This is a genomic window from Bradyrhizobium yuanmingense, from assembly GCF_900094575.1.
In the GTDB taxonomy this organism is placed as follows: domain Bacteria; phylum Pseudomonadota; class Alphaproteobacteria; order Rhizobiales; family Xanthobacteraceae; genus Bradyrhizobium; species Bradyrhizobium yuanmingense.
Genome location: NZ_FMAE01000018.1, coordinates 1 through 22,336, shown reverse-complemented (window position 1 = coordinate 22,336; position 22,336 = coordinate 1). Strand labels below are relative to the sequence as shown.

Sequence of the window (22,336 nt, the reverse complement as noted above, 5' to 3'; positions counted from 1 at the left end):
AATCCGATCGCACTGGGAACTCTCGGAAGACGCCGCAGCGTCTAGCTAGGCGGGCATACGCCACACTCTTCGATGCGGATTCATCGAGTGCTTTTCAGTCAGCAGGTTTCAAGCGGAACCAACCGCTTCCCCATTGATGATCAATTCGGTCAGGTGGCTGTCCTGGATCGGTTCTGGAGCCGCCCGCGAAATTGGGCGTCAGAGAGACCCTCTGAGATCATAAAGTCGGCAGCTTTGGCGCTCGCTGCGCGCATACCAGCACAGCTCCTGGACCGCTGAGACCAGCATCGAAAAATGTTGCGGGTACCTGATCAGTGAGGTCATGGCGGGTCTGTCGGTACGATTGGCGCCCAAGCTTAGACAGCCCCGATCGCGAGATGAGAGCGGCGATCCAGATCGATACGCCGCCGCACCTACTATCTTCATCTGCCTCGCCGAACACGAAAAGCGGGCGCTAACGCCCGCTTCAGTGACTTACCCACAAGCTGAGAACGCTTCGCCAGGCTTGCGGCCAACTCAAGCGTCCGACGGTGTGCCTGGATTCTCATTGCTGTCGATGATCGCCTGGTTAACCTGGCGTCCAGACCGATCGACCCAGCCCGAGCCTGGTTGTTCATAAATCGTCTGGGCTCCATCCGAAGTCAGCTGATCAAGCGTACGGCCCGCATTTGACTGCGTCACCTTAAGGTTGTTCTTACCGTCGAAGCGGTCTCCAAGACCTTCGACGACCATGGCATTGTCGCCGTTGGTAATGGTCAGCTTCGATGCCATCGTTTTGCCGTTGCCGATATCAACGGTGTCGATGGTAATTTTCGTGCCGTCGTCGAGCTGGAAGGTCATGTTCTTTTTGAAGTCAAAATCGATCTTGCCGTCACCGTCGGCATCGACGTGGGGGTCGCCGTGGATCGCTGTGATCTTGCCCGTTTGATTGTTGCGAATGAGCACCGTTCCGTCACGTTCGTCCACCAGCATCGAATACTTATCACCAAGCTTGATCTCGGCCCTGCTGCCCCTGACCTCATGCGACCAGACTGGCGCCGGCTGAGACGACTGCGTCGGTGCCTGGGCGACCGCAACAGGCACCATCGCAAGAGGCGGCGGCGGCGGAGGAACGAAGAAGACGGGGGCGGTAGAGGCAGGCGCTGCGCTTGCATACTGGTAGTTACCAGGCCCGCGCCCTTGTTCGCCTGCATCGATGCTCGCCTGATTCACCGCGCGTCCGGCCCCATCGACCCAGCCTTGGCCACTCTCATGGATCGTTTGGGCACCATCGGACGTCAGCTCGTCAAGCGTCATACCAGCATTGGACTGCGTCACCCTTAGATTGTTTTTGCCATCCTTGTCGTCGCCGAGCCCCTCGACAACCATCGCGTTATGGCCGTTCGTAATGGTAAGCTTTGAAGAGATGGCCTCACCATTACCGTAGTCGACGTTATTGACAGTAATTTTCGTGCCGTCGTCGAGCTGAAACGTCATATCCTTCTTGAAATCGAAGTCATCTTTGCCGTCTCCGTCGGCATCAACGTGGGGATCGCCATGAATTACCGTGACATGACCAGTCTGGTTGTTGCGAACTGTCCAGGTGCCATCCTTTTCATTGGCCGTAATCGTGTACTTGTCCCCAAGGTTGATCGTGGCCTTGCCATCCTTGACCTCATGCGTCCACACCGGATCCACAGCAGGCTCAGAATTTTGATTCAGCTGGCTCATCAGCATGGTGGGAGGAGGAGGCGCCATCATGTACGCCTGGGTCGTAACGACGGCTGGCGTCACGACGACGGGAACGGCGACCGAACTGACGAGGGCTGGTGAGGCCACCGGTAGGTACTGGTAGCTCGCCGGAGCATACTGTCCCAACAAGGCGTTGAAGGCGGGAGTGACAACCGCGCCTTCTGGCACCACTCCATTCATCGAGTCGGGCGCGCCCACCACCGGAAGACCGGCCACGGGAAGATACGGCATTTAGTTTACTCCTGTTGCATAGACGAAATCTGTAAAACTGCGAGCGCTACGCATAGTCAACCAAGGTACGCAGCTTCGATTTGCATGAGAACGCACCATTAGCTCATCCGAACGAACGACTGCTTCTCTTGCCAGAACCACCAGCCCTAATGAGATCTTCCTCTCGCCGCACCACGGTAACCGCACGATCACATCACCGCATTTAACTCACAAAGACTGTAGCCCGAATACCTGTCGAAAAGCTGACGACGATGAGCGAGCGAAGCCGCACGCACTTTGACATCGATCGCATGTGCGAGACGCATCCTTCGCTAAGCTGTATCGCAAGCTTCAACGCACCTGTCCGCAAGAATCGTCTGGTACCAGATGTGCCCCTATGTCTTCGCGATACGCCACGTCTGCCGGTCATCAACCAGTCATCTCATCCTCCCCGCGCAATCAGCGCTCCCGCCGGTCGTGCACATCATCTGCGAGCAGCGATCGATCGGTTGAGCACGCGCGCGCACCAGTCTCTCCGGCATTAGGATCTTCACGGAACCTGATTTTTCGCAAGCCGCCCATGTTAGCCAAGCGAGTCAAGCGCGGACTGAGACCCGCACAACTCTATGACCTTATCCCGCTTCCGCGCTCTATCCGGCAGGCCACGCGCCTGTGCAGGGTCCGCAAGGTAAACTCATTCCTGAACGCGCAGCTAAGCACCATCCAACCCGGCCTTGAGCCAAGCCGATTATAGGCGGGGCTGGGAACGCCCGGGCGAGCCGGTGATTGCGAGCAGATGCAAGGCTGCCGCAAAAGATCAACCCACTCGCCTCAACATGAGGCTCGTCAGCTTTTCGAAAGCTAGCGCCCCTAGCATGAGGCCGCTGAAATCTAGGCGAGCAGTCGTCTATTGAGCGCAACAAGACGAGGATAGGAGAATGCGATGATCGGAGAAATGATCGGAAGCGCTGCCGGCGGATACCTTGGCGGTCCTGCCGGAGCGGCCATTGGTTCGGCACTGGGCGGGACCGTGGACAAGGTCTTTGACAAGGTGGTCCACACCTCGGTGCCCGACGAGGGTAACCACTATAAGGCCGCAGACGACAAAGACGCCGGCGACAAGAGCGAGGTACAACCCAAGTCAGATACTCTCAGCAAGAGCCCGGAGCTGAACCTTGGGCTCAGCACGCTCGGCGGTACGCCCATGTTCCTTTCGATTCCTGCGATCATCTCGCCGGCCCACAACTCGTAACAAGTCAGAACCAAGGTTATCCTAACAGAAAGGTAAGTAGACATGGCAGTTGACAATGTTGGCGGAAATGGCGGCGCTGCTGGTGCCCAGCCGACGGGCGATACGGGCTTCCAGAACCAGATGGCTGAATTCGAGCGTGTTAGCCAGAAAGTTCAGGCCCAGGCCGTGGCAATGCGTCGAATCACGACCGAACTCTCGTCCGAGAAGAAGGTCGCCGACGAGCGCGTTCAGTAGTTCTGCAAGACGGGTGGCTCACCGCGTTGCTACCGTCGCCGCGCTGTGAATGACGAAATCTGGATGAGCCGTACGGCACTGCCGTACGGCTTCTCTCGTTATTCAGGAGGTTATCGTGAACGACTCTGTTTCGCTCGAGTTCGAGGTGCTTTCGGGGCTCTATACCGGGCTCAAGGGAAAGGCAGCGGGCGGCGAAAGCATTGTTGGCAGCGGCCTCGATGCCGACATGATCTTCGTTGAACAAGGGCTTGAACCGCATCACCTTCGGATCATCGCGCAGCGCGATTCGATTGAAGTCGAGGCGCTCGCCGCCAATATCAGCATAGACGGCCTCGCGAGCATCACTTCAGGTGAGAGCGTCAGAGTGCCCCTACCCGCGGTCATTCATGCTGGTGCGATGTCCATCCGCTGGTCGACAGAGGATGTCCAGCCAGTTGCTTCGAGCAAGCGCTCTCGCAGCTCGATCATCGCACTCAGCCTGGTTCTGCTCAGCTCTGTCGTGATCGGCACCGTCTCAATTATCCTCTCCCCCGGCGATAGGGCGGTGGTGCCAAGTACCCAGTCGTCGCGCGCCGTCGAGATTGCCACTAAGCCAACCGTCGATCATTTCGATCCGAGAGCTGCTGATGAAATGGCCGTATCGCTGCGGCAAGAAATCGAACGAGCGGGCCTTCTTGACGTTAAGATCGGGCGCGGCCCCGGCGTTGTGACCGCGGAAGGCACAATTGCGCCGAACCTCGTCGCAAAATGGAAAGAAATCCAGCAATGGTTCGATCGCCAAACCAACGGTACCACGACCCTTGTGAATGCTGTCACGGTGAAAGAGGAGAAGATGCCGTCTTCGATTGCTGTCCAAGCCGTCTGGCGCGGAAGCGAACCTTATCTGCTTATTGCCGGACAGAAGTATTTCGTCGGCGCGCTCTTAAGTAATGGATGGACCGTTGATCGAATTGAGGATGGACGTGTTCTGCTCAGTCGCAACGGCCGATCTGCTGCTTTGCCATATTAAAGTCTCTACCCTGCAAGAAAGAAGGAGAAGGCGATGGCTAGGCTGCCCCAGCACTCTGTAGGGCCCGGCACCTCATCGCAGGGATTAGATGCGGGCCAGCACGCACCGGTCATCGGCTCGCCTCCCTCGCGAGGTGATAAACTCGAAGTCGGAGGCGTCCATGCGGATAGCGGCACGAAGCGCGCGTCGTGGCGGGATGCGGTTACGCATGATCTGCCAATTGATGGTGCGAGCGAAGCGGCGCTCGAGGTCAACTCCGTCGGCGCCATCCAGCGCGTCACTCTATTCGAAAGCGAAGCAGGGGCAAATGAGCTAGATCCGCGCGCGGTATTGGCTTCGCTCTATGGTCCCAATCTGTCCCGCGGACTACTCTCCTTCGTCGTTCCACGCCTCCGTCATCCGGACGTACTGCGCGCCGACAAGCATGGTGTTCTTCTGGAGCGCTTGACGCGAACGTTGGAGGCGACGCCGAATGACAAAACGGCGCGAGAATGTTTGGCAATCCTGCAGCAGGAACTACAGCGGCTATTAATGCTCCGGCAAAATCAAAACAGCTTAATCAAGGGCTAGCCATGGCCGATCCTGATGGATTGCAGCATGTGCCCGCTCCCCTGGAGCCAGAAGTCTCCAAATCCGGCGATATTCTGTCGATCTCCGGGCCGGAGCGCGACCTGCTTTGTGCGCTCTCGTATGTACATCTCGCGTGCGGGCAGAGCGCACAGAGTCTGGCTCTGTTGCGAATTGCAGCTCGCGAGCATTCCAACGACGTCGGTTTACTCCGCATCCTAGCTTACACGCTAATCTCCGAGGGCCTTGGCGACGAAGCACTCCACGTGTTGGACCGGCTGGACGCACTCGATACGCAACCCTCTTCCCGCATACCGATGACCCTGTTGCGCAGCCACGCCCTGCGTCACGCTGGCCGCATGCCCGAGGCTCGCGAGGTCTTCCAGCGCTATGTGTCACTGCGCGCGGGCAGGGCCCTCATCAAAAAGCAATAGGGATCTATCATGGCCAACGTCTTGCGTGACTTCATCGTGCGCGCTCCGGCCCACCCGGATTTCATGGTTGCCTTGATGCTGCTTCTGGCGATCGGCATGATGATCATGCCAATCCCAATCATCGTGATCGACATGCTGATCGGCTTCAATCTTGGGTTTGCCATATTGCTGCTGATGGTTGCCCTCTATCTCACCACACCGCTTGATTTTTCGTCCTTACCGGGCGTCATCCTGATCTCCACCGTATTCCGACTGGCGCTAACGATAGCAACAACGCGGCTGATCCTTGCCGAGGGCGACGCCGGCAGCATCATTCACACATTCGGCGACTTCGTCATTTCAGGGAATATCGCGGTCGGAATCGTCATATTCTTGATCGTGACCATGGTGCAATTCATGGTTCTTGCCAAGGGTGCCGAACGCGTCGCAGAGGTGTCTGCGCGCTTCACCCTTGACGCGCTACCAGGCAAACAGATGGCGATCGATGCGGAACTGCGCAACAGCCACATCGATCAGCACGAAGCACGTCGCCGACGTGCCGCCTTGGAGCAAGAGAGTCAACTTCATGGCGCGATGGATGGTGCCATGAAGTTCGTTAAGGGAGACGCGATCGCCGGGCTAATCGTGATCTGCATCAATATGCTGGGCGGAATCAGCATCGGTCTGCTCTCAAAAGGTATGTCGCTCGATGACGCGCTGCATCAATATACGCTTTTGACGATCGGTGATGCGCTCATTTCGCAGATTCCGGCGTTGCTGCTGTCAATTACCGCTGCGACCATTGTCACGCGCGTCAACGGGCCCTCCAAGCTCAAACTCGGCGCCGATATCGTTCACCAACTTACCGCAAGTACGCAGGCGCTTAGGCTAGCCGCCTGCGTCTTGGTATTCATGGGGCTCGTTCCCGGCTTTCCTTTGCCCCCGTTTTTCGTGCTGGCCGTCCTGTTCGCTGCGGCAAGCTTCGTCAAGGTCGGCAAAGGCGACAAGCCTGCCGCTAAAATAGGAGCTAGCGTCGCTGCTTCGGCGCCGGCACCCGCAGCGGCCCAGAAGCAGCCGGTGCATGCGGAAGCACTTCCGATCGCGTTGTTCCTTGCACCGAACCTGACGGATTCGATCGACAAAGACGAGCTGGAAGAGAGCATTTCGCGTGTTTCAAGGCTCGTCTCGGCGGACCTTGGCATCACCATTCCGCGCATCCCGGCCCAGATCGGCGAGAGCTTGTCCTCGTCGCAATTCAGGGTGGATGTCGATAGTGTGCCAGTTGAGCGCGATGTGATCAATCCCGGGCACCTGGCGCTCAACGACGATGTGGCCAACATCGAGTTGAGCGGCATCCCCTTTCAGCAAGACCCGGAAACGAATCGGGTCTGGATCGAAGAACGGCATGCAGCGGCCCTCAAGGCCGCCGGAATCGGATATCATCGGCTGAGCGAAGTTCTTGCCTTACGTCTCCATTCCACATTGACACGCTATGCACAGCGCCTGGTGGGTATCCAGGAAACCCGCCAATTGCTCGCCCGGATGGAGCAGGAATATCCTGACCTGGTGAAGGAGGTGCTGCGTACGGCCACCGTCCCCCGGATCGCCGAGGTCCTGCGCCGATTGCTCGATGAAGGCATTCCAATCCGCAATACCCGCTTGCTCCTGGAGGCATTGGCAGAATGGAGCGAACGCGAGCAAAACGCCGTCCTGCTCACCGAATACGTTCGTGCTACCTTAAAGCGGCAAATCTGCTTTCGGTATGCGAACGCCCATCGCGTCGTGGTCGCCTTTATCATCGAGCGTGAGAGCGAGGAAATCATCCGCGGCGCAGTACGGGAAACGGCCGTCGGCCCATACCTCGTTTTGGATGAATGGCAGAGCGAAAAGCTGCTTGCACAATTTCGTCAGATCCATGCGACCATCGCGCAAAGTAAGAGCCAGCCTGTCGTCCTTGGGTCGATGGATATCCGGCGTTTCGTACGCGGTTTTCTCACGCGCAACGGGATCGACCTGCCTGTTCTATCGTATCAAGATCTCGCCGCCGACTTCACGGTCCAACCGATTGGATCCGTCAAGCTTCCCAAGGCGCCTTCCTCGCTTCTCACAGCTGCAAACTAAGAATGGGCAGCGCTTCCTCGTGACTAACCTATGAGATCAAATAGAATCAGGTGCCGCCGGTATTTGTGCTCCGCCAGTCCAGGGCCGCGGCCGGCTCTGCTTGCGATGCTGGCTACTGTGCTGCTCGCTGGCTGCGCTGCCCCAGATAAGCATAGCCTTTCACCACAGCAGACGTCCACATCTGACCTCGCACACAGCGAAGAGATCGACCCTGCGGTGCGCGAGCGCATTTCGCACGCGCTCGGCCAAGATCCTGATGAAGGAGCTCTGCGTGATGCATTGAAGCAACAGCCGAACAACATCGATGCGGCGATTCCTCTTGCGCGAGCCCTGCTGGCAGGCAACCGTCCGAATGATGCGCTCGAGGTGCTCGACGGCGTATTATTGGCAGCCCCTGGCGACCTGCGCGCATTGAATGCCAAAGCGGTTGTTCTCGATCACGAGGGCCGCCATCAGGAGGCCCAAGAACTATACCGCCAAGCTCTCGCAGCGGAACCCGCAAACCCGATGCTGCGCAACAATTTCGGACTGTCCCTCGCCCTTGAACGCAAGACGGAGGCCGGCGATGCCAGCCCAGCACCGCAGGCGGGCGGCCGGCACGCATTGGCTCGTTCAAGATAGCGTGGCGATAAAGAGCGGGGCGGAATAGCGAAGTGATGCTCAGCTTGCCGACAGCTGGGCTTACTATGAACGCGGAACCTCAACCAGCGCAGCCCCCGTCGATACAAATAGAAAGTGTTATGTTTCATCACATCATCAATCTATCTAGTAGCGAACGTGCTTCCGAGCCCGATGAAATGAGAACGAGCGCGACCGATGACTCTTCCTCCTACACGGATCGCCAAAGGTTCTCGGATGTATTCTCTAGTCTGAATTTGGCGCCATCGATCTCCTCTCCTGATGCAAGTTCGCCGCCAGTTCCGCCATACGCGCTGGTTGAAGAGCCGCCGGTCGTTGAAATCTCAAGATCTTCATTCGAGAGGAAGCTGGTGGACTTTTATGGAGCAGACATAGAGGATATTGCTGCTAATCCGCAGAGATACTCTCGCTGGGTGTCTCAAAAGGCTCAACGCACAGCGGACACCGCGTTTCGCTTCGGCACCAAGTCTATTTCGGAGAAAGCGCGATTTTTCAGCTATCAGCTCGCGAATAAGAGCGTCGGGCTTCTGAGAACGGAACCCGGAGGTCGCATGAGTGAGCTGTTCAAGGGCAACGATGATTGGCGCAAACAATTTCCTGGGCGAGATCAAATCACCTCAACGACAGCTTTCAGGGTTACTCATCCGCTCGTCGATAACGCGGGCGATATCTTGCTTGAACATCAGCTCCAGATCGATGGTAACAAACCGCTTGTTCTCTCCCACTCTTCCAATCCGGAAGCGAAAGCCCGCGCAGCAGCGTTGGGCTTTCTTGAGGTAAGCGACTCGATGATGGTGCTCGATCCCACCAAGCACGAAGACAAATGGAAGAACAAAGAAGGCAAATGGCAGCGAGCGGGTAAACCGCCTTTGTATCTTGCCGCGACTGAAGACAATAGCAGCAATGCCACGTGTACCGAAAGTATGGCAAAGCCCGCGAACGATCCGTATGATGATGACTATGACTTTATGTAGAGCGTACACGCACCACATGAAGAGCGATTGGCCAGATCAACTTTGGTGAGGTCAGGCTCGCACTGGATAACCTGATCCGCGCGACCGATAATCTACGCTATTCTGGCACCTTCGTCCTGGACTACTTCGGCGCAGTGTACTCCGAGGAGCTGCTCGCCGACTTCCAGCTCGCGTCCATGAGAAATATTGTCAAGCTACTCATCTTCTAGAGCGAGATGTGTGAGGGCGAGCCTGCCGGGTGTTGTGCCGGCGTCATATCGCGCTCGATTGACCTGAAGTCTCCATTGGGCGAAGTTCTCCTGACGCGTTGTGCGCAACGCGCTGTGTGCCGTTGCGTACGCGAGGCCGGCGATTGGTCCGGTTTTCGCTCCACTGTTTGCCAAGACGAGACACGGCTCCGTGCCGTGTCGGATCTTCTACCATAATGACAACTATGGAGCGAAAGGCGATGCCATGAAGAACCGGCTTTCGGTCACCGGCAAGGCGGCAGGCACCGCCGCTGAAGCCTCGGAGTCGAGGACGCGCACCGCCCCGGCGGTCGAGCGCACAACGGAGAATGGCACCGACTTACACCTTCCTGACGAGGCTAGCGTCTCTGCCGGCACGGTCAAATCAGATCGACCACCAAACTTCACGCTGCGGAACGGCCTGCAGGTCGTCGTGATCCCGGATCATCGCACACCCGTCGTGACTCTCGAGGCCGCTTTTTGCGCAAACGCGTTTAAACAAGGCGACAATCCGGGTTGGATCTTCAGGGTAATCAAAGTGGGCGCTCTAAAACCGGAGCGTACACTGTCTGCCGCTTCAAGGAAGCGGCCACCGAGAGTACGCACCGCCATGGCTACCGTTCATTCCAATAAGTCCTTCTCGATCCATAGGACGTCGCTCGGCGAACTCTGTGTCCAAGACAAAGATCGCCGTGCCGGCCACCAGACGCGCGCTTCTTTCGGACGCCCGATATCGCTTCCCCACCGATGCTGGCCGTCCGCCGGCGCCCCGCTCCGGATTCGATCTTGTTCTCCGTGGCCCGATAATCTCGCCGCAGAGCGATGCATGGTTGCTATTGCGTCACCAACGCGCTTCAGCCTTCGCATATCCCGACATTCATCACCAGAGTGAGAGTGAGAGCTCGGTCGTTCAGGGTCATCTTTCAGGAATTTACCAGCCGCTTCTCTCTCCGCCGAAGAGACGACCATCTAATCCAGCAGGGCTTTGTGGTCTGCCAAGCCATAGTCGCACCGCGTCGCATCCCGAGCTCGCAATCTGACGCTACGTTAGTTTCCGTCGCTTCATGAAAAGTAGATAGCGGCAGCGACGGCATCCATAGATAACCTATGGCATCACAACGATCACCACAGGCGGACAGTTGATTCTTGGCCCGCGCATTCCAGCTGCCCACAAACCTCACGTAGATCACCAATACAAGTGATTACTTCCATTCTCAGGCCTGCATCATCGGACCACGTCACTCGCTTAATGTTGAAAACGTTTATCAGTTGCAGAGCTCCAGCATCGAAGGTTCATTGCCCCTTCTTTCTGCCATGATCGCGCCCAAAGCAGAGACGCGCCGATTGCGCACCTTGCGCGCGGCAATGGCGAGTGTCTCAGGAGATGTTTCTATGGTGAAGCCAGTTGTAATTGTGGTCGGCGCGGACAAGGGAGGAGTCGGCAAGACGACCGTATCACGAACGCTACTGGACTACTTCAGCGTCAACAACGTGCAAACACGCGCATTCGACACAGAGTCGCCCCGCGGAACGCTGAAGCGCTTTTATCCCGAGATCACTGAGATCGTCGACATGACCACGACGGCGGACCAGATGAAGATCTTCGATACCTTGAACTCAGGGCTATCCGTCACTGTCATCGATGCTCGCGCAGGACTACTGTCTTCTGCGTTAGCTTCCTTGCGCGACATCGGCTTTTTGGACTCGGCACGGTCTGGCCAGATCACATTCGCCGTGTTCCACATCCTGGGATCATCCATCGCTTCGCTAGACGAGATCGCGGAAACCGCGACTTTCATGAGCGGCGCAAAGTACTACCTCGTCAAGAACTTCATCAACGACACTCAATTCTTCCAGTGGGATCAAGCGACTTATAATTCCTATTTTCACCGCATCAAACATGCGACTGAGCTGACCATACCGAAGCTCAACGAGATGGCCTATGAGCAGGTGGAAGTCGCATCCATCCCATTCATAGACTTCGTGGCAAACAAGGGACGGAACGATGAACCTGCGAACAACTCCTTCGTCCTGCGCGGCTATGTCCGGCACTGGCTGGCAAATGTCTGGAGCGAATTCGATCGCATCAACTTGACGGAATTGGCGGGGGCCAAGTCCGCCACCCGGGCCGGCGAAAAGTAGCGGCATATCCGGCGAGCTCCGGTCGGGCCTACGTACGGAACGAAATTGATCTGCTGGCTATGTTAGCGACCCCCATCTACATCATCTGCTCTCCTAGCCCGCAGGTCGGTAAAACCCTCATCGCTCGGGCTATGAGCGAGTTCTTGCTGCTGAAAAACGGCGCAACGCTATCGTTCGATGTGAACTTGAAAGAGCCGTCATTGCTCGACTACCTCCCCAACATCACGGAGACCGCGGATGTGATCGACACTTACGGCAAGATGCAGCTGATGGACCCTCTGATCATCCACGATCGGGTACCCAAGGTAATTGACCTCGGCTTTCACGCCTTCGACGAATTCTTCAAGATGTGCGAGGAGATAGGCTTCATGAAGGAGACGGCGCGCTGCTATGTCGCCCCTATCATCCTCTTCGTCGCGGGCGCAGACCGCATCTCCTTTCGCGCTTATGAAATGCTGCGGCGGCGAATTCCGCCGGCGTCGCTGGTCACCGTCCACAATGAATTCGTGCTGCGCGGCGAATTACCGGAAGCGATGGATCACGAGCGGGTGATTCGGATTCCCGCACTTCCGCTGTTCCTCAAACGATATATAGACCGGCTTAGCTTTTCCTTCACTGGATATCTGCGCAACGAGAAGGACTGGTCCACCGAGCTGCATCAATGGATCCGACGGAATTACAGCCTGTTTCGCGATCTGGATTCGAGTGTGACGCAGCGAAGGTCCGATCGTCGGCGGGGAACGGATATCGATAGCCTACGTTGCACAAGGGCCACTTGAAAGTTCGCTCTGATCCGCATCTATTCGTCCGGCCTATGAGTGGTCGTTGACCGCTGACTTCAATGGCGTTCGCAACGCGAACGCATGAATTGCGGTATACGACTGTTCGCTTGGATCTCCACCTTACGATCGTGCGCACGGGCAGCGCGAGGGCAATTGACGGCAGATCATTCGCCAATCGCTGATGCAGGCGGCCTGTCCAAGAAACGATAGCAGCCTTGGCTGGTGAGCGGCTAGGCGGATCGAAGAGGTCTTCCTTCGGGAGCCGCTCATAGCTTCAGGTCGAATTCTCCGAGCACCTGATGCATGACCGCGCCTTTGATCTCGCCGGCGATCTCGTCTCGTGTGTGGGCGCCGAGGACCCGCTCGGCATCGGCGTCGCCTGTTAGACCATGCTCGGCCAGTTGCTCAAGCGGGTTTCAAACTGTACGCTCATCGCCTCGACGAGCCGCTCCTGCATTTCAGCATAGTCTTGGGGTGCGATGCGCCTCACCACGCGTTCCTGGTTGCCAGCACGCTGCCAAATAGTCCGGAAATTCCGCCGCTTCCTGCTCCCGCACCGATGCCTCGGCCCTGGCCACATCGCCCTCGGTCACGTGAGAGACGTTCATGAAGCGCATGTCGGGAGCGGTGTGCCGCAGCTCCAGCGCGTCGCGCAGCCGGGTCTGGTAGGTAAGTAGACCTCGATCTCATCGACATCTGCGTCGGGATCGGCACGACGAAGTGAATTGCCCTCTCGCGCGCGATCCCCTCAAGCGTTCCGAGCGAAACATGACGCGGCCGTTCTGGAGCAGTTCGCCCAGTCGCCCGTCATAGACGCCGTCCTCGATATCAGCGTTCAGGCGTGCAGTCCGCATGCCGTTCCAGACCAAAGTAATGCGATCTTCGCAGCTCGCGTTCGCTCCCGAAGCCATCTCGAAATACTGCTCGCGCAAATGCGGCCTGAAGGCTGCCTGCCGCAGATCTTCGGCGACCGCCTGGCGGAACGCCTCATGATGTTAGTTCACGGTGCCCCGGAGCCCATCGAGGAAGCGGTGCATAGTCCGCGGCCCCCGCCTCATGGGCGAAGTGCTGCCAAGTGGCCATTGCCGTGGGCTCGCCCTCGAGCCAGTCCGCGGCGACCTCTTGTAGCGGCCGCGGCTGAACTTCCACCGCTCCAGCGGTGATCGAGAAGAAAACCTGAGGGCCGGCATAGTGTCCGGCATCGCTGTTGCCTGGCCGGCCTGCACCCAATCGGCGAGCGGATTATTCTCCAGATTAACGCTCGACTCACGGCCTAGGTGCGTCAGCAGGGTCTCGCGCACGCTGGTCAGCAGATTGTTGCTGGCACCGAACCATAGCAGCTGGTGCGAGACGGCCTCAGGCAGGCTGGTCAGCCGGTTGTGGCTGGCGCTGAGCCATTCGAACTCGGCCGGGAGAGGCTCGGGCAGGTCCGCCAACTGATTGTACTCGACGTTCAGACGCTGGAGCCCGGCCGGAAGCCGGGGCAGGTGGGTCAGGCGGTTACCGCGCGCGTCCAACTCCTGAACCGTTTTTGAAGGCGTCGGGGAGGCTTGCCAGCTTATTGTTGTCGACATTCAGGCGGCGCATCCCGGTCAGAATGGCCGCAGACAGCCTAACACCACGACCCTCCGGCGCGGATTTCCTCGAAACTCGGCAGAACTTTAGATCGAAACTCAGCCTCCGCCTTTTGCTGGAACATCGAATGGTCCACGTTGCGCAGTTGCTTGTCGCGCGTGACCACCACCGTTGAGAATTCAACGATGTCGCTGGCGCGATCGCTTTCGCCTAGCGCCCTCGCGAGGCTGGTCTGAACGGACATGAGACCTCCCAAGCTGTCGCCGCAGCGCTCGTGCCGCTATCAGTGCTGCCTGTCGCCGCCTCTGGATAGATGAACCGTCTGCTGGAGTACTTTGCTCGCGAGCTGGCTGTTCACCCAGCGCGTTTTCCCTGCACCAGCTAAGGGGTGGCTAGGCTGGGTCAGACACATCCTATTGCCCGCATCATTCCATCATCCACGCTATCTCGCGGCTCCAACCGTCAAGTTGTACTTGACGATGCCGGCCAGGCGCCCCGTGCCGACCATCGAAATGGCCTTCCTGGCCATCGCCCGCAGGCAAGAAAACTGGAAATCAACAGGTCGTCGCCGTGATCTCCACTTGCGATGGGACGTCAACGCCTGCCAACCTTTATCTGTGGCGCATCAACAACGCTAAAACCTGGCGCAGCGTGGGATTCAAGCTATTCAATCGCTCTTCTGAGGCGTGCACAGCCGATGTCGATGGCAATGACCGTCTGTGGAATGCTCAATTGGCTCGACACTGCGTCCATCGACATTTTACCTTGTATTACCAAGATCGCAACCGCGTTCGCTTCTTGATTGGCTGGCGCGTGCCGTGGATCGCACTCAGGCTGGTTTGCGTTCCTCACAATTCGTTCTCATGGCTTTCCCATGTTGTGGATAAGCTCCACCTCGCCCATGGATTAGTTATCGGGTAAGCGATTGTGAATGCCTATAGCACGCCGGATCTACTTAACTGCTCGTCGGCCAACCAAGCTTGTGGAGCGCTGAAATTATGCAGGACACACGATCGGGGCGCCGTGAAATCGCGAAAATCCGCCGCGATTAGTCGTCACACGCGCGGTGTCGGGTGATATTGATTGGTAAGAGTTGCACACATCTTGCTCGGGGACAACGGGCGGAAAGTCGTAAGTCCTCAGCTCAACTATTCGGCAGAAATGCGGAGCCAAGCAACGGCCGCTCAGACGATCGCCATGCTTGATACTCCAGGGACGAATATCAGTGATGACTTCGATTGATGATACATTAAGTGAGATCAGATGGTTGCGAAACGAAATCTGGCGCTGCCGTCGATTACTTGGCACTGGTCTGCTTGGCGCGGAGCGGGAGGCCGTGGAGAAGCGTCTGCATGAACAGCTTTCTGCCTTTGAACGACTCGTATCGACGGCCTTCCCTTTAGCCCTGAGCTCTGAAGTGTATTCTTTCAAGAGTACCACGTTCGGGCGAAGCGACTCCCCTGGAGCGCCCATCGAAAACGCCGCAATGGCATCAAGCGGTTGCCTCGAGAAGTCGATCAGCGGCTAACAAAAGATGTTTTCCTAGCGCACTCTATTACCTTGAGCCCGGCAGTCCAGCCCAAGGTAGTTCCAAGCTGAGAATCTAAAGGAAACCAACTCCAACGCTAATATTCCGGCGAATCGTCTGCCCGTCACTACCGCTTAGCTTACCTGCCCAAAAAACGCCTAGTCGCCGACCATAACGGTATAGATTGGTGAGCAGTACGGAATTCCTGCATATGTCAGGCCATTCCCTCCTCAGCTTACGCAGTTGTCGTTCGGACCCGTTACAGCGAACCCATAGCAACGTCACGTAAGCCTCGAAGTCGCCGTATGGCTGCAGCGCTGTTTGAAGCGCAACTGCTGCCAATCGATCCACGGATCAGTCCTCAGATAGTTGAGCTGCGCGAGGCAGGCTGATCCTTCAGTCCGATCAACTTGCAGCCACCAAGCTGGTCAAACCCCGGGCCCGGTCAGGCTGAACACCTCACTATCGTTCGAGTTCGCAACTGCCGTGCCTCACTCTGGATGAAGGCCTACTGGACGCCTGTTGAGAGATTGTCTCGACCGGTCGCTTTTGTCCGCGGCGGCGGTAGGCATCATGCGTCGGCATTCGCGGCGTAAGTTTTTGAAGTTTTCCGTAAGACAAAACATGGCCACATCAGCATCGTTACGGCCTGTAAAGCGGTCACAGAAGCGGATCACGTCTGGTTTGCACGACACCAAGACTTCCTCGGCCCGACGATCTCGCGCGCGAGCATATCCTGTGCACCACGTCGCTGCGATCGCGATCGCAGCGAGGACGGCCGAATAGCGATGCGCATTGCAGGTCCAGCCCATTCGTCGCTCTTGATTCACCAAACCTCTCAACTGTTTTTCTTTGCCCCGCGAGGCTGATCTGTTTACCGGATTCGAGCGCTTCGGCAGCCACTGGCTCACTGTTCCGAGCGCCGCAATGATAACGGCGCCCCGAATCATCGTCCCGCTAGGCGCAACACGCATTGCGAGGACCGGGATCAAACAGAGATCCGGCCGTTTAGCGCTTGTGTGCCGATGTTGGCTCCCAATATGGCGTTTTGCTTCGCAATGCCTACATCCTGACGTTACGGGCGATTCAAGCACTTTGAGCGCGCGGACAGCGCATATCATCTCATATCAGCGCTTTTTCGAAGAGAGGCTGCCAACCTTCTCCTTCGCGCAGATCGGAAGGTGCGCCAGCCGGAGGCAGCGACTTGTGTATCACTGACGCGTTTTACGGCCGCACATTCGCCGAAGCACCGTCTCCAATGCGAGAGGCATGGTTTCACCCTCAGGTGCCATCTCATAGCTCCTGCATGTGCGGTTGGCGACGCGAACGTCCAAGGTCCTACAATGCGGCGATTTAGGACGCAGGGTGGAGACCGATGCAAAGCCTCCCTTGCCACTAGCCGGCCAGGTATTCCTTAAAACGGCACGCCGATTGCTGGGTAAGGATAAAGCTGCCGCGAAGGAAGCGGTCGCGGCGGAGCCGGGATTCCAATGAAGTTAATTCGATTCATCATGATCGATCTAGCTTTGATGCTACTCGCACCTGAGAGTGCAAAGGCCACCATTGTGGCGACGGACGCAAACTTCGAATCGGCTCGCGAAGCTGTGGGATCCGTAATGCCGAGTTCTGGCCCCGAGCCAGTATTCGGCTCTGGCGTGATCGGACAGCTTTACCGCCAAGCCTCTCAAGCCGCGCTATTCGAACATGCGCTCGGCCCGCCAAGCAGACTGACAACCTTGCGCTGCTGGAAGGGCGCTTACCTCTCAATGGCAAGTGCAGCGAGCAACGTCCGATTGCCACAATCCTAGCGGCGCGGAGCTGCTCAACAAGACTCCGGTCTTGATACCAATCTGCAGTCCGCCCCCTACCCTAGGCCCTCACGCGAGCAGAAAAGCCCGTGCTGCCGCGGGATAGAGTGGATCGTTGGAAGCATGGCGATCAGCTCCACTGCAGCCATTGGCCTCCTGACTTAGCTGAGAAGATACAGCACATGCTAAGGTTCATCAGAGAAGCCAAAAAGGGCTATATCGAAGTTGCCTTCAACGGCTCTCTCGGAAGCATTTTGCTAGATACGCAATTCAGCGTACAGCCAAAGGCGTCACGGCGATTCTTGGTCCGCCCGGGTGCGGCAAAACTACACTCGCGCGCTGCATCGCTGGCGTCCAGCGCCTGCCGAATGGATTCTGTGCGATTGATGGGGAGATTTGGCAGGATGAGACTACGTTTCGACCGACTCATCTTCGTCACGTCGCATTTGTATTTCGCCTACCGATTCTCTCTTCTCATTTGTCTGTACGACACACCGTTTTATACAACGCGTCCAAATCGGAACAGGCACTGATCGATTTTGATGGTGTGGTCGAATTGCTCGCCTTGGCGCCACTGCTCGAGCGTTTGCCATCAGATCTTTCCGGAGCGGAGCGACAGCGACTCGCCCTTGGCCGTGCGCTGTTGGGCCAGCCTCGGCTACTCTTGCTGGACGATCCACTCATTGGGCTCGACCGCTCCGCCAAATGCGAGATCCTGCCCTTTCTCGAGCGCATGCGGCAAACGCTTCCATTGCCGATGATTTACTTCGGCCATGACATCGCTGATATCGAGCGTTTTGCCGATTATCTCGTGATGATGAAGGGTGGCGCCGTGACTACGGCCGGTCCGCTCAATGTCATTCAGAGCGATGCGGCGCTTGCCAGGCGGGGCGAAGCGGCAGTCTGTCTTGATACTACGGTCGGCGGGTATGACGGGCGCTATGGGCTGATCATGCTCCGCCTCAAAGCTGTGCGCTTTCTGATACCTGGAGTGCCGCTTACACCGGGCGCGCAGCTGCGGCTGCGCATCGCTGCCGACGACGTCAGCATTGCGCGCGAACCTCGGCGCGCAAGCTCTATCCTCAATGTTTTTCCAGCACGCAGAAAAGCCTCTCTGCCGCACGGCGAGGCTGAGGTCACCTTGGTTCTGACCCTTGAAGCCGGCCGATCTGGCGTGCCGCTTTTGGCGCGCGTCACACGCCGCTCCTTTGATGCGCTACGGCTTAGCAATGGAGGGCAAGTATTCGCGGAGGTCGCGCGCGCCGTTCCGCTCGGGCTGCCGAGCGGTTGCTTGCAACGCCTACCACATTCGCAGGAGCACCTTCGACAGCTATGCCCGATGCGAGAAAAACACCAACAAGATCCCGGCCGTGATCGATAATCTACATGAGATCGATCCGAATAGTGTTCCGGGCAGTTCTCTACCCTCCAAAAGACGAATAGGCTACTGGCCGATGTGGCTCAGGATGTCGGGCACCAATGCGTACGCATCGGCGACAGGTGCAGCGACACTCGAGGCCAGCAAATGGGCACGCACGTTATACTCGCAATCGATTTTGCGAGGGGAGAAAAGATCTCGATTTCGCAACCACTCGGCAGCAGGTGCCCTTTAGTCTTGATATAAATGGGCTTGCCGAGCCCGCAGCCGTCGGACCGGCCAGCTGTTTCTCGTTCTTTTAGCGAATTTGCTGATCGCGAGGAGATCGATCTTATTGCGAAGCGCGCGGGAAAAGGCCGACCGGCGAGCCTCACCGCGGACTTGGCAGGCTGCTGCCTTGATCGTGGCGCGCAGCCGGGCCCCATCCGAGCTGCGGTGCTTTGGTTACAACCGGACGACCTGAACGCGACAGTGGGGCTGCCGAGCACGTCGGCTCCGCAACCGTCCATCAGAATTTTTGCCATCTCCGGAAGCCGCCTTAGCTCTAGCGTCCGCTCCTGCGTCACATTGATGTCTTACGAACGCGCCGATTGTGGACCCTCAACGGCGAGACGTCGCAGTTCGACCAGCTGCGCGCGCTAAATAGCGCAAGCCGACATCAAGCCCGTAGCTGGCTTTGCGGTACCTACCGGTCGATGACGAGACTGCTACGGTTCGGGTCTGACGTCTTCCCGCCAAGTCCCTGACCAGCGCCCGCGTGCCGTCGAGCTCAAAGGCACCCTAATCCTAGCCATTCCTCTGCTGGGGTATGGCGGTGTTTTATAGTTGGCTCCAACGCCTTGTGAGAGCATGGTGCTCCAGATGACCGTCAGCTTAGTGCTGATCGAGGCACCAAGCGCGCGAACATGCCCGGACCCAAGCCGCTGGGCTGGTCTTGTTGCGCCCATTCCAGACCTAAGAACGTAACCGTCCGGTGGGGGCCGCGGGATGATCCGCGGTGCGGTGGCCCGATCAGGCCGCAGACTGAACAGGGCTGTTCTTCCATTCCCAAGGCAGCAGCTCATTGAGCCGACCTTGCGGGGTGCCGGCGATGCGGGCCAAGACGTCCGCCAGCCAGGCTTGCGGATCGACGTCATTGAGCTTTGCCGTCATGATTAGCGTCGCCATGGTGGCGGCGCGGTCGGCACCACGTTCGGAGCCGGCGAAGAGCCATGACTTGCGGCCGAGGGCAAAGCCGCGCAGCGCGCGCTCCGCCGCATTGTTTGTCAGGCAGATCCGCCCGTCATCAATGAAGCGGGTGAACCGATCCCAGCGGCGCAGCATGTAGTCGATTGGCTTGGCAACTGCAGACGAGTTCGACAGCCGGGCACGCTGCTCGCGCAGCCATGCTTCCAATGCCGTTAAAGGCGGAGCGCTTTGCTCCTTGCGCATGCGCAGACGCTCTTCGGCGCTTTGGCCATTTATGCCGCGCTCAATATTGAACAGCGCATCGATGCGCTTGACCGCCTCCAGGGCAATCGGCGAGATCGCTGCGGCATTCTTGTCTCGCCTCGCATTGGCCGCGATGTCCGCCAGCTCGAAGAACTGGCGCCTAGCGTGGGCCCAACAGAGTGCGGACGTGATCGGCCCCTGCGCGCGCGAGGCGTCATACAGTTCGTTGTAGCCGCTATAGGCGTCGGCCTGCAGGATGCCGGAGAAGCTTTGAAGATGCCGTGTGGGATGCTCCTGCCGTCGGTCGCACGAGGCGTAATAGAGCGCACCCGGGGGCGCCCGTCCGCCGAATGGCCGATCGTCGCGAACGTAGGTCCAGATGTGCCCCTTAACCGTCTGGCCCTTGGCCAGGATCGGCACTGTCGGGTGAGTAGGCCGGAGGGATTTCACCTCCAGCCTCTCGCAGAACCGGGCGTGAGACTCTCGCCTCACCCGGCTCCCATCAGGCAAGCTTGCCGCCATCGCCGAGTTGCCAATGCACAAAGAGCCTGCGGTTCTCACGCGCGATCTTCTCCAGGAAGAGACGCGCGCGTCCCAAGCGGTGATGGAAGCGCTTGTACTTTCGCTTCAACCAGATAGCCAACGTCTGGTTGATGTAGCGCGCCAAAGGATAGAGCGCCGAACGCGTATATTGCCCATAATAAGCGATCCACCCCCTAACCATCGGGTTTAGCTCGCGGGCAATATCGTCCAAAGTCACCTCGGTTCGCTTGCGAAGTTTCAAGCTTCGGATCGTCGCTCGCATGGCATTCAGCGCTGGTTTGCTGACCGCCGGAGTGAACCCGCAGAACATCCTCTGCGAACGCGGCCGCAGGACCGATCGCGGCCGGAAGCAATAACCGAGAAAGTCAAACATGACCGTCTCAGTCTTGCCCCGGCGTCGGTCGTCCTTGCAGTAGACGATCCTCGTCTTCGTAGGATGCAGTTCCAGGCAGCACTCTGCCAGCCGAGCCTGGAGCGCTTCGCGAATGCTTTGCGCCTCCATCTCATTCCGACAATGTACCAACCCGTCATCTGCATACCGACACCACCGGAGATCGGGGAACATCCGTGCCATCCAGAGATCAAATGCATAGTGCATGAAGAGGTCGGCGAGGATCGGGCTCACCACGCCCCCTTGTGGGGTACCGCGGCTTCGCTCGATTATCGTTCCATCCTCTTGCACCATCGGCGCTGTCAGCCATCTTTCAATGTAGAGCAGCGCCCATGCGCACGTCACATGTTTCCGGACGGCCCGCAGCAGACGCTCGTGGTCGATATTATCGAACAGTCCCTTGATGTCGAACTCCAGAACCCAATCGTACTTCCAGCACCGCTGTCGCGTTACGCCTACGGCATCGAGAGCCGATTTACCGGGTCTGTAGCCGTAAGAATCCGCCAGAAAGATTGCGTCGAGAGCCGGCTCAATTAGTTGTTTGACAACCGTCTGTGCCACGCGGTCTGCCACAGTGGGCACCCCGAGGATCCTTTGGCCCCCACTCTTCTTTGGAATGGAGACGGCGCGAACAGGCGGCGGGAAGTAGGCGCCTGAGCTCATTCGATTCCAAATCTTGTAGAGATTGCTCTTCAAGTCGGACTCGAACTGCTCAATCGTCACTCCGTCGACACCGGCTGCGCCACCATTGGATCGCACCTGCAGATATGCTTCGTACACCTCTCTCTTGTCGATGTTGAACGGTTTGCTCGGCTGGTTCACCGTCGTCCTCCTGTTGTCAGTTGCGACGGTGGCCAGCCCTCCTGATCCGATCCCTTTGCTCCGGCCCCATTACGAGCCTTCGTCGCTAATACGGATCGGTCCGTCCCAGTGCTCCGCGTCGGTAATCTCGCCTCGCGGTCTTCTCCGCTTGTGCTTCTCCCTTTCCATCGGAGCGACTGGTTCCTGCAGTTCCGCGGCAGCGCCTGCATCCGATTCACGCCCCCTCAACGCCGGTCGCCGCCCGCCCGGTCATCAGGCTTCCGGCGGGCTCATCCCAGAGGGACGACACACCTCTGGTTTTGACGACGATTTCCACGTTACGACGGTTCATCGGCGGGTTCATTTTCATTCGTCTCTCGGACGCCTATCCGTTCGGGTATTCCCGACCGTTGGCTTCAACGCTCACGACCGCGCCTCTTAAGCGAAGCCGCTTGAAGTGATTTGGGACCTACTCCTGAAAGTCGATCCCGAGGGGCCTACCCTCATCGCTGCCACAGCTTGTGCACACAGATTTTCAGATCATCTCGATCATCCTTTCCGTGTGCTTCTGCAGCACACT

Annotated in this window: 16 protein-coding genes and 3 pseudogenes; 12 read left to right on the top strand and 7 right to left on the bottom strand. The window is 58.0% G+C overall.

The annotated features are described in order from the left end of the window. Positions 1-516: 516 nt before the first annotated feature. Positions 517-1,962, bottom strand: coding sequence for a DUF1521 domain-containing protein (locus GA0061099_RS35040; RefSeq protein WP_036031150.1), 1,446 nt, complete (start codon positions 1,960-1,962; stop codon positions 517-519). Between the two features lie 922 nt (positions 1,963-2,884). Between GA0061099_RS35040 and GA0061099_RS35030 the strand changes: the two genes are divergently transcribed. From GA0061099_RS35030 to GA0061099_RS34975, 11 genes and pseudogenes are all read left to right on the top strand, one after another. Beyond that, the gene (locus GA0061099_RS35030; protein ID WP_036031147.1) at positions 2,885-3,193 is read left to right on the top strand and encodes a hypothetical protein; all 309 of its coding nucleotides are present in this window, start codon (positions 2,885-2,887) and stop codon (positions 3,191-3,193) included. 42 nt (positions 3,194-3,235) lie between these two features. Further along, entirely contained in the window at positions 3,236-3,427 is a 192-nt protein-coding gene (locus GA0061099_RS35025) for a hypothetical protein (RefSeq protein ID WP_036014847.1), read from the top strand. A gap of 115 nt (positions 3,428-3,542) precedes the next feature. Continuing rightward, positions 3,543-4,436, top strand: a complete 894-nt coding sequence (locus GA0061099_RS35020; protein ID WP_036031142.1) for a SctD/MshK family protein — start codon at positions 3,543-3,545, stop codon at positions 4,434-4,436. A 33-nt stretch (positions 4,437-4,469) separates the two neighbouring features. Further along, on the top strand, positions 4,470-5,006 hold the full coding sequence (locus GA0061099_RS35015; protein ID WP_036031139.1) for a hypothetical protein: 537 nt from the start codon (positions 4,470-4,472) through the stop codon (positions 5,004-5,006). A 2-nt stretch (positions 5,007-5,008) separates the two neighbouring features. Next, the gene (locus GA0061099_RS35010; protein ID WP_036031136.1) at positions 5,009-5,437 is read left to right on the top strand and encodes a tetratricopeptide repeat protein; all 429 of its coding nucleotides are present in this window, start codon (positions 5,009-5,011) and stop codon (positions 5,435-5,437) included. A 9-nt stretch (positions 5,438-5,446) separates the two neighbouring features. Beyond that, entirely contained in the window at positions 5,447-7,537 is a 2,091-nt protein-coding gene (gene sctV, locus GA0061099_RS35005) for a type III secretion system export apparatus subunit SctV (RefSeq protein ID WP_036031133.1), read from the top strand. 105 nt (positions 7,538-7,642) lie between these two features. Further along, positions 7,643-8,158, top strand: a complete 516-nt coding sequence (locus tag GA0061099_RS35000) for a tetratricopeptide repeat protein (RefSeq protein WP_225114933.1) — start codon at positions 7,643-7,645, stop codon at positions 8,156-8,158. A gap of 119 nt (positions 8,159-8,277) precedes the next feature. Then, the gene (locus tag GA0061099_RS42340; protein ID WP_225114934.1) at positions 8,278-9,150 is read left to right on the top strand and encodes an Effector protein NopP; all 873 of its coding nucleotides are present in this window, start codon (positions 8,278-8,280) and stop codon (positions 9,148-9,150) included. A gap of 453 nt (positions 9,151-9,603) precedes the next feature. Further along, positions 9,604-9,843 (top strand): annotated as a pseudogene (locus GA0061099_RS43190) (hypothetical protein); the annotation flags it as partial. Positions 9,844-10,769: 926 nt separating this feature from the next. Further along, positions 10,770-11,519 (top strand): P-loop NTPase family protein, encoded by a 750-nt coding sequence (locus tag GA0061099_RS34980; RefSeq protein ID WP_036031156.1) that lies wholly within the window; start codon positions 10,770-10,772, stop codon positions 11,517-11,519. A 59-nt stretch (positions 11,520-11,578) separates the two neighbouring features. Beyond that, a complete protein-coding gene (locus GA0061099_RS34975) occupies positions 11,579-12,298 on the top strand; it encodes a hypothetical protein (protein ID WP_036031124.1) in 720 nt (239 codons plus the stop codon). Positions 12,299-12,759: 461 nt separating this feature from the next. On the opposite strand, the pseudogene GA0061099_RS43185 reads toward GA0061099_RS34975, so the two are convergent. The 3 genes and pseudogenes from GA0061099_RS43185 to GA0061099_RS34960 form a co-directional block, all read right to left on the bottom strand. Then, a pseudogene (locus GA0061099_RS43185) lies at positions 12,760-13,233 on the bottom strand (NEL-type E3 ubiquitin ligase domain-containing protein). Positions 13,234-13,296: 63 nt separating this feature from the next. After that, positions 13,297-13,875: a hypothetical protein gene (locus GA0061099_RS42335; RefSeq protein WP_050996249.1), complete on the bottom strand. Its 579-nt coding sequence runs from the start codon at positions 13,873-13,875 to the stop codon at positions 13,297-13,299. A gap of 38 nt (positions 13,876-13,913) precedes the next feature. Beyond that, entirely contained in the window at positions 13,914-14,120 is a 207-nt protein-coding gene (locus GA0061099_RS34960; RefSeq protein ID WP_050996247.1) for a hypothetical protein, read from the bottom strand. A 3,360-nt stretch (positions 14,121-17,480) separates the two neighbouring features. Here GA0061099_RS34960 and modC point away from each other — a divergent pair. After that, positions 17,481-18,593 (top strand): molybdenum ABC transporter ATP-binding protein, encoded by a 1,113-nt coding sequence (modC, locus tag GA0061099_RS34945; RefSeq protein WP_225114939.1) that lies wholly within the window; start codon positions 17,481-17,483, stop codon positions 18,591-18,593. Positions 18,594-19,601: 1,008 nt separating this feature from the next. Here the strand turns inward: modC and tnpC are convergent. The 3 genes and pseudogenes from tnpC to GA0061099_RS42855 all read right to left on the bottom strand — a co-directional run. Beyond that, positions 19,602-20,477: pseudogene (gene tnpC / locus GA0061099_RS34940) on the bottom strand (IS66 family transposase); the annotation flags it as partial. 46 nt (positions 20,478-20,523) lie between these two features. Continuing rightward, complete coding sequence (gene ltrA, locus GA0061099_RS34935; RefSeq protein WP_193375228.1) at positions 20,524-21,777, bottom strand: group II intron reverse transcriptase/maturase; 1,254 nt, start codon at positions 21,775-21,777, stop codon at positions 20,524-20,526. A 214-nt stretch (positions 21,778-21,991) separates the two neighbouring features. Further along, the gene (locus tag GA0061099_RS42855) at positions 21,992-22,126 is read right to left on the bottom strand and encodes a hypothetical protein (RefSeq protein WP_256436599.1); all 135 of its coding nucleotides are present in this window, start codon (positions 22,124-22,126) and stop codon (positions 21,992-21,994) included. Positions 22,127-22,336: the final 210 nt, after the last annotated feature.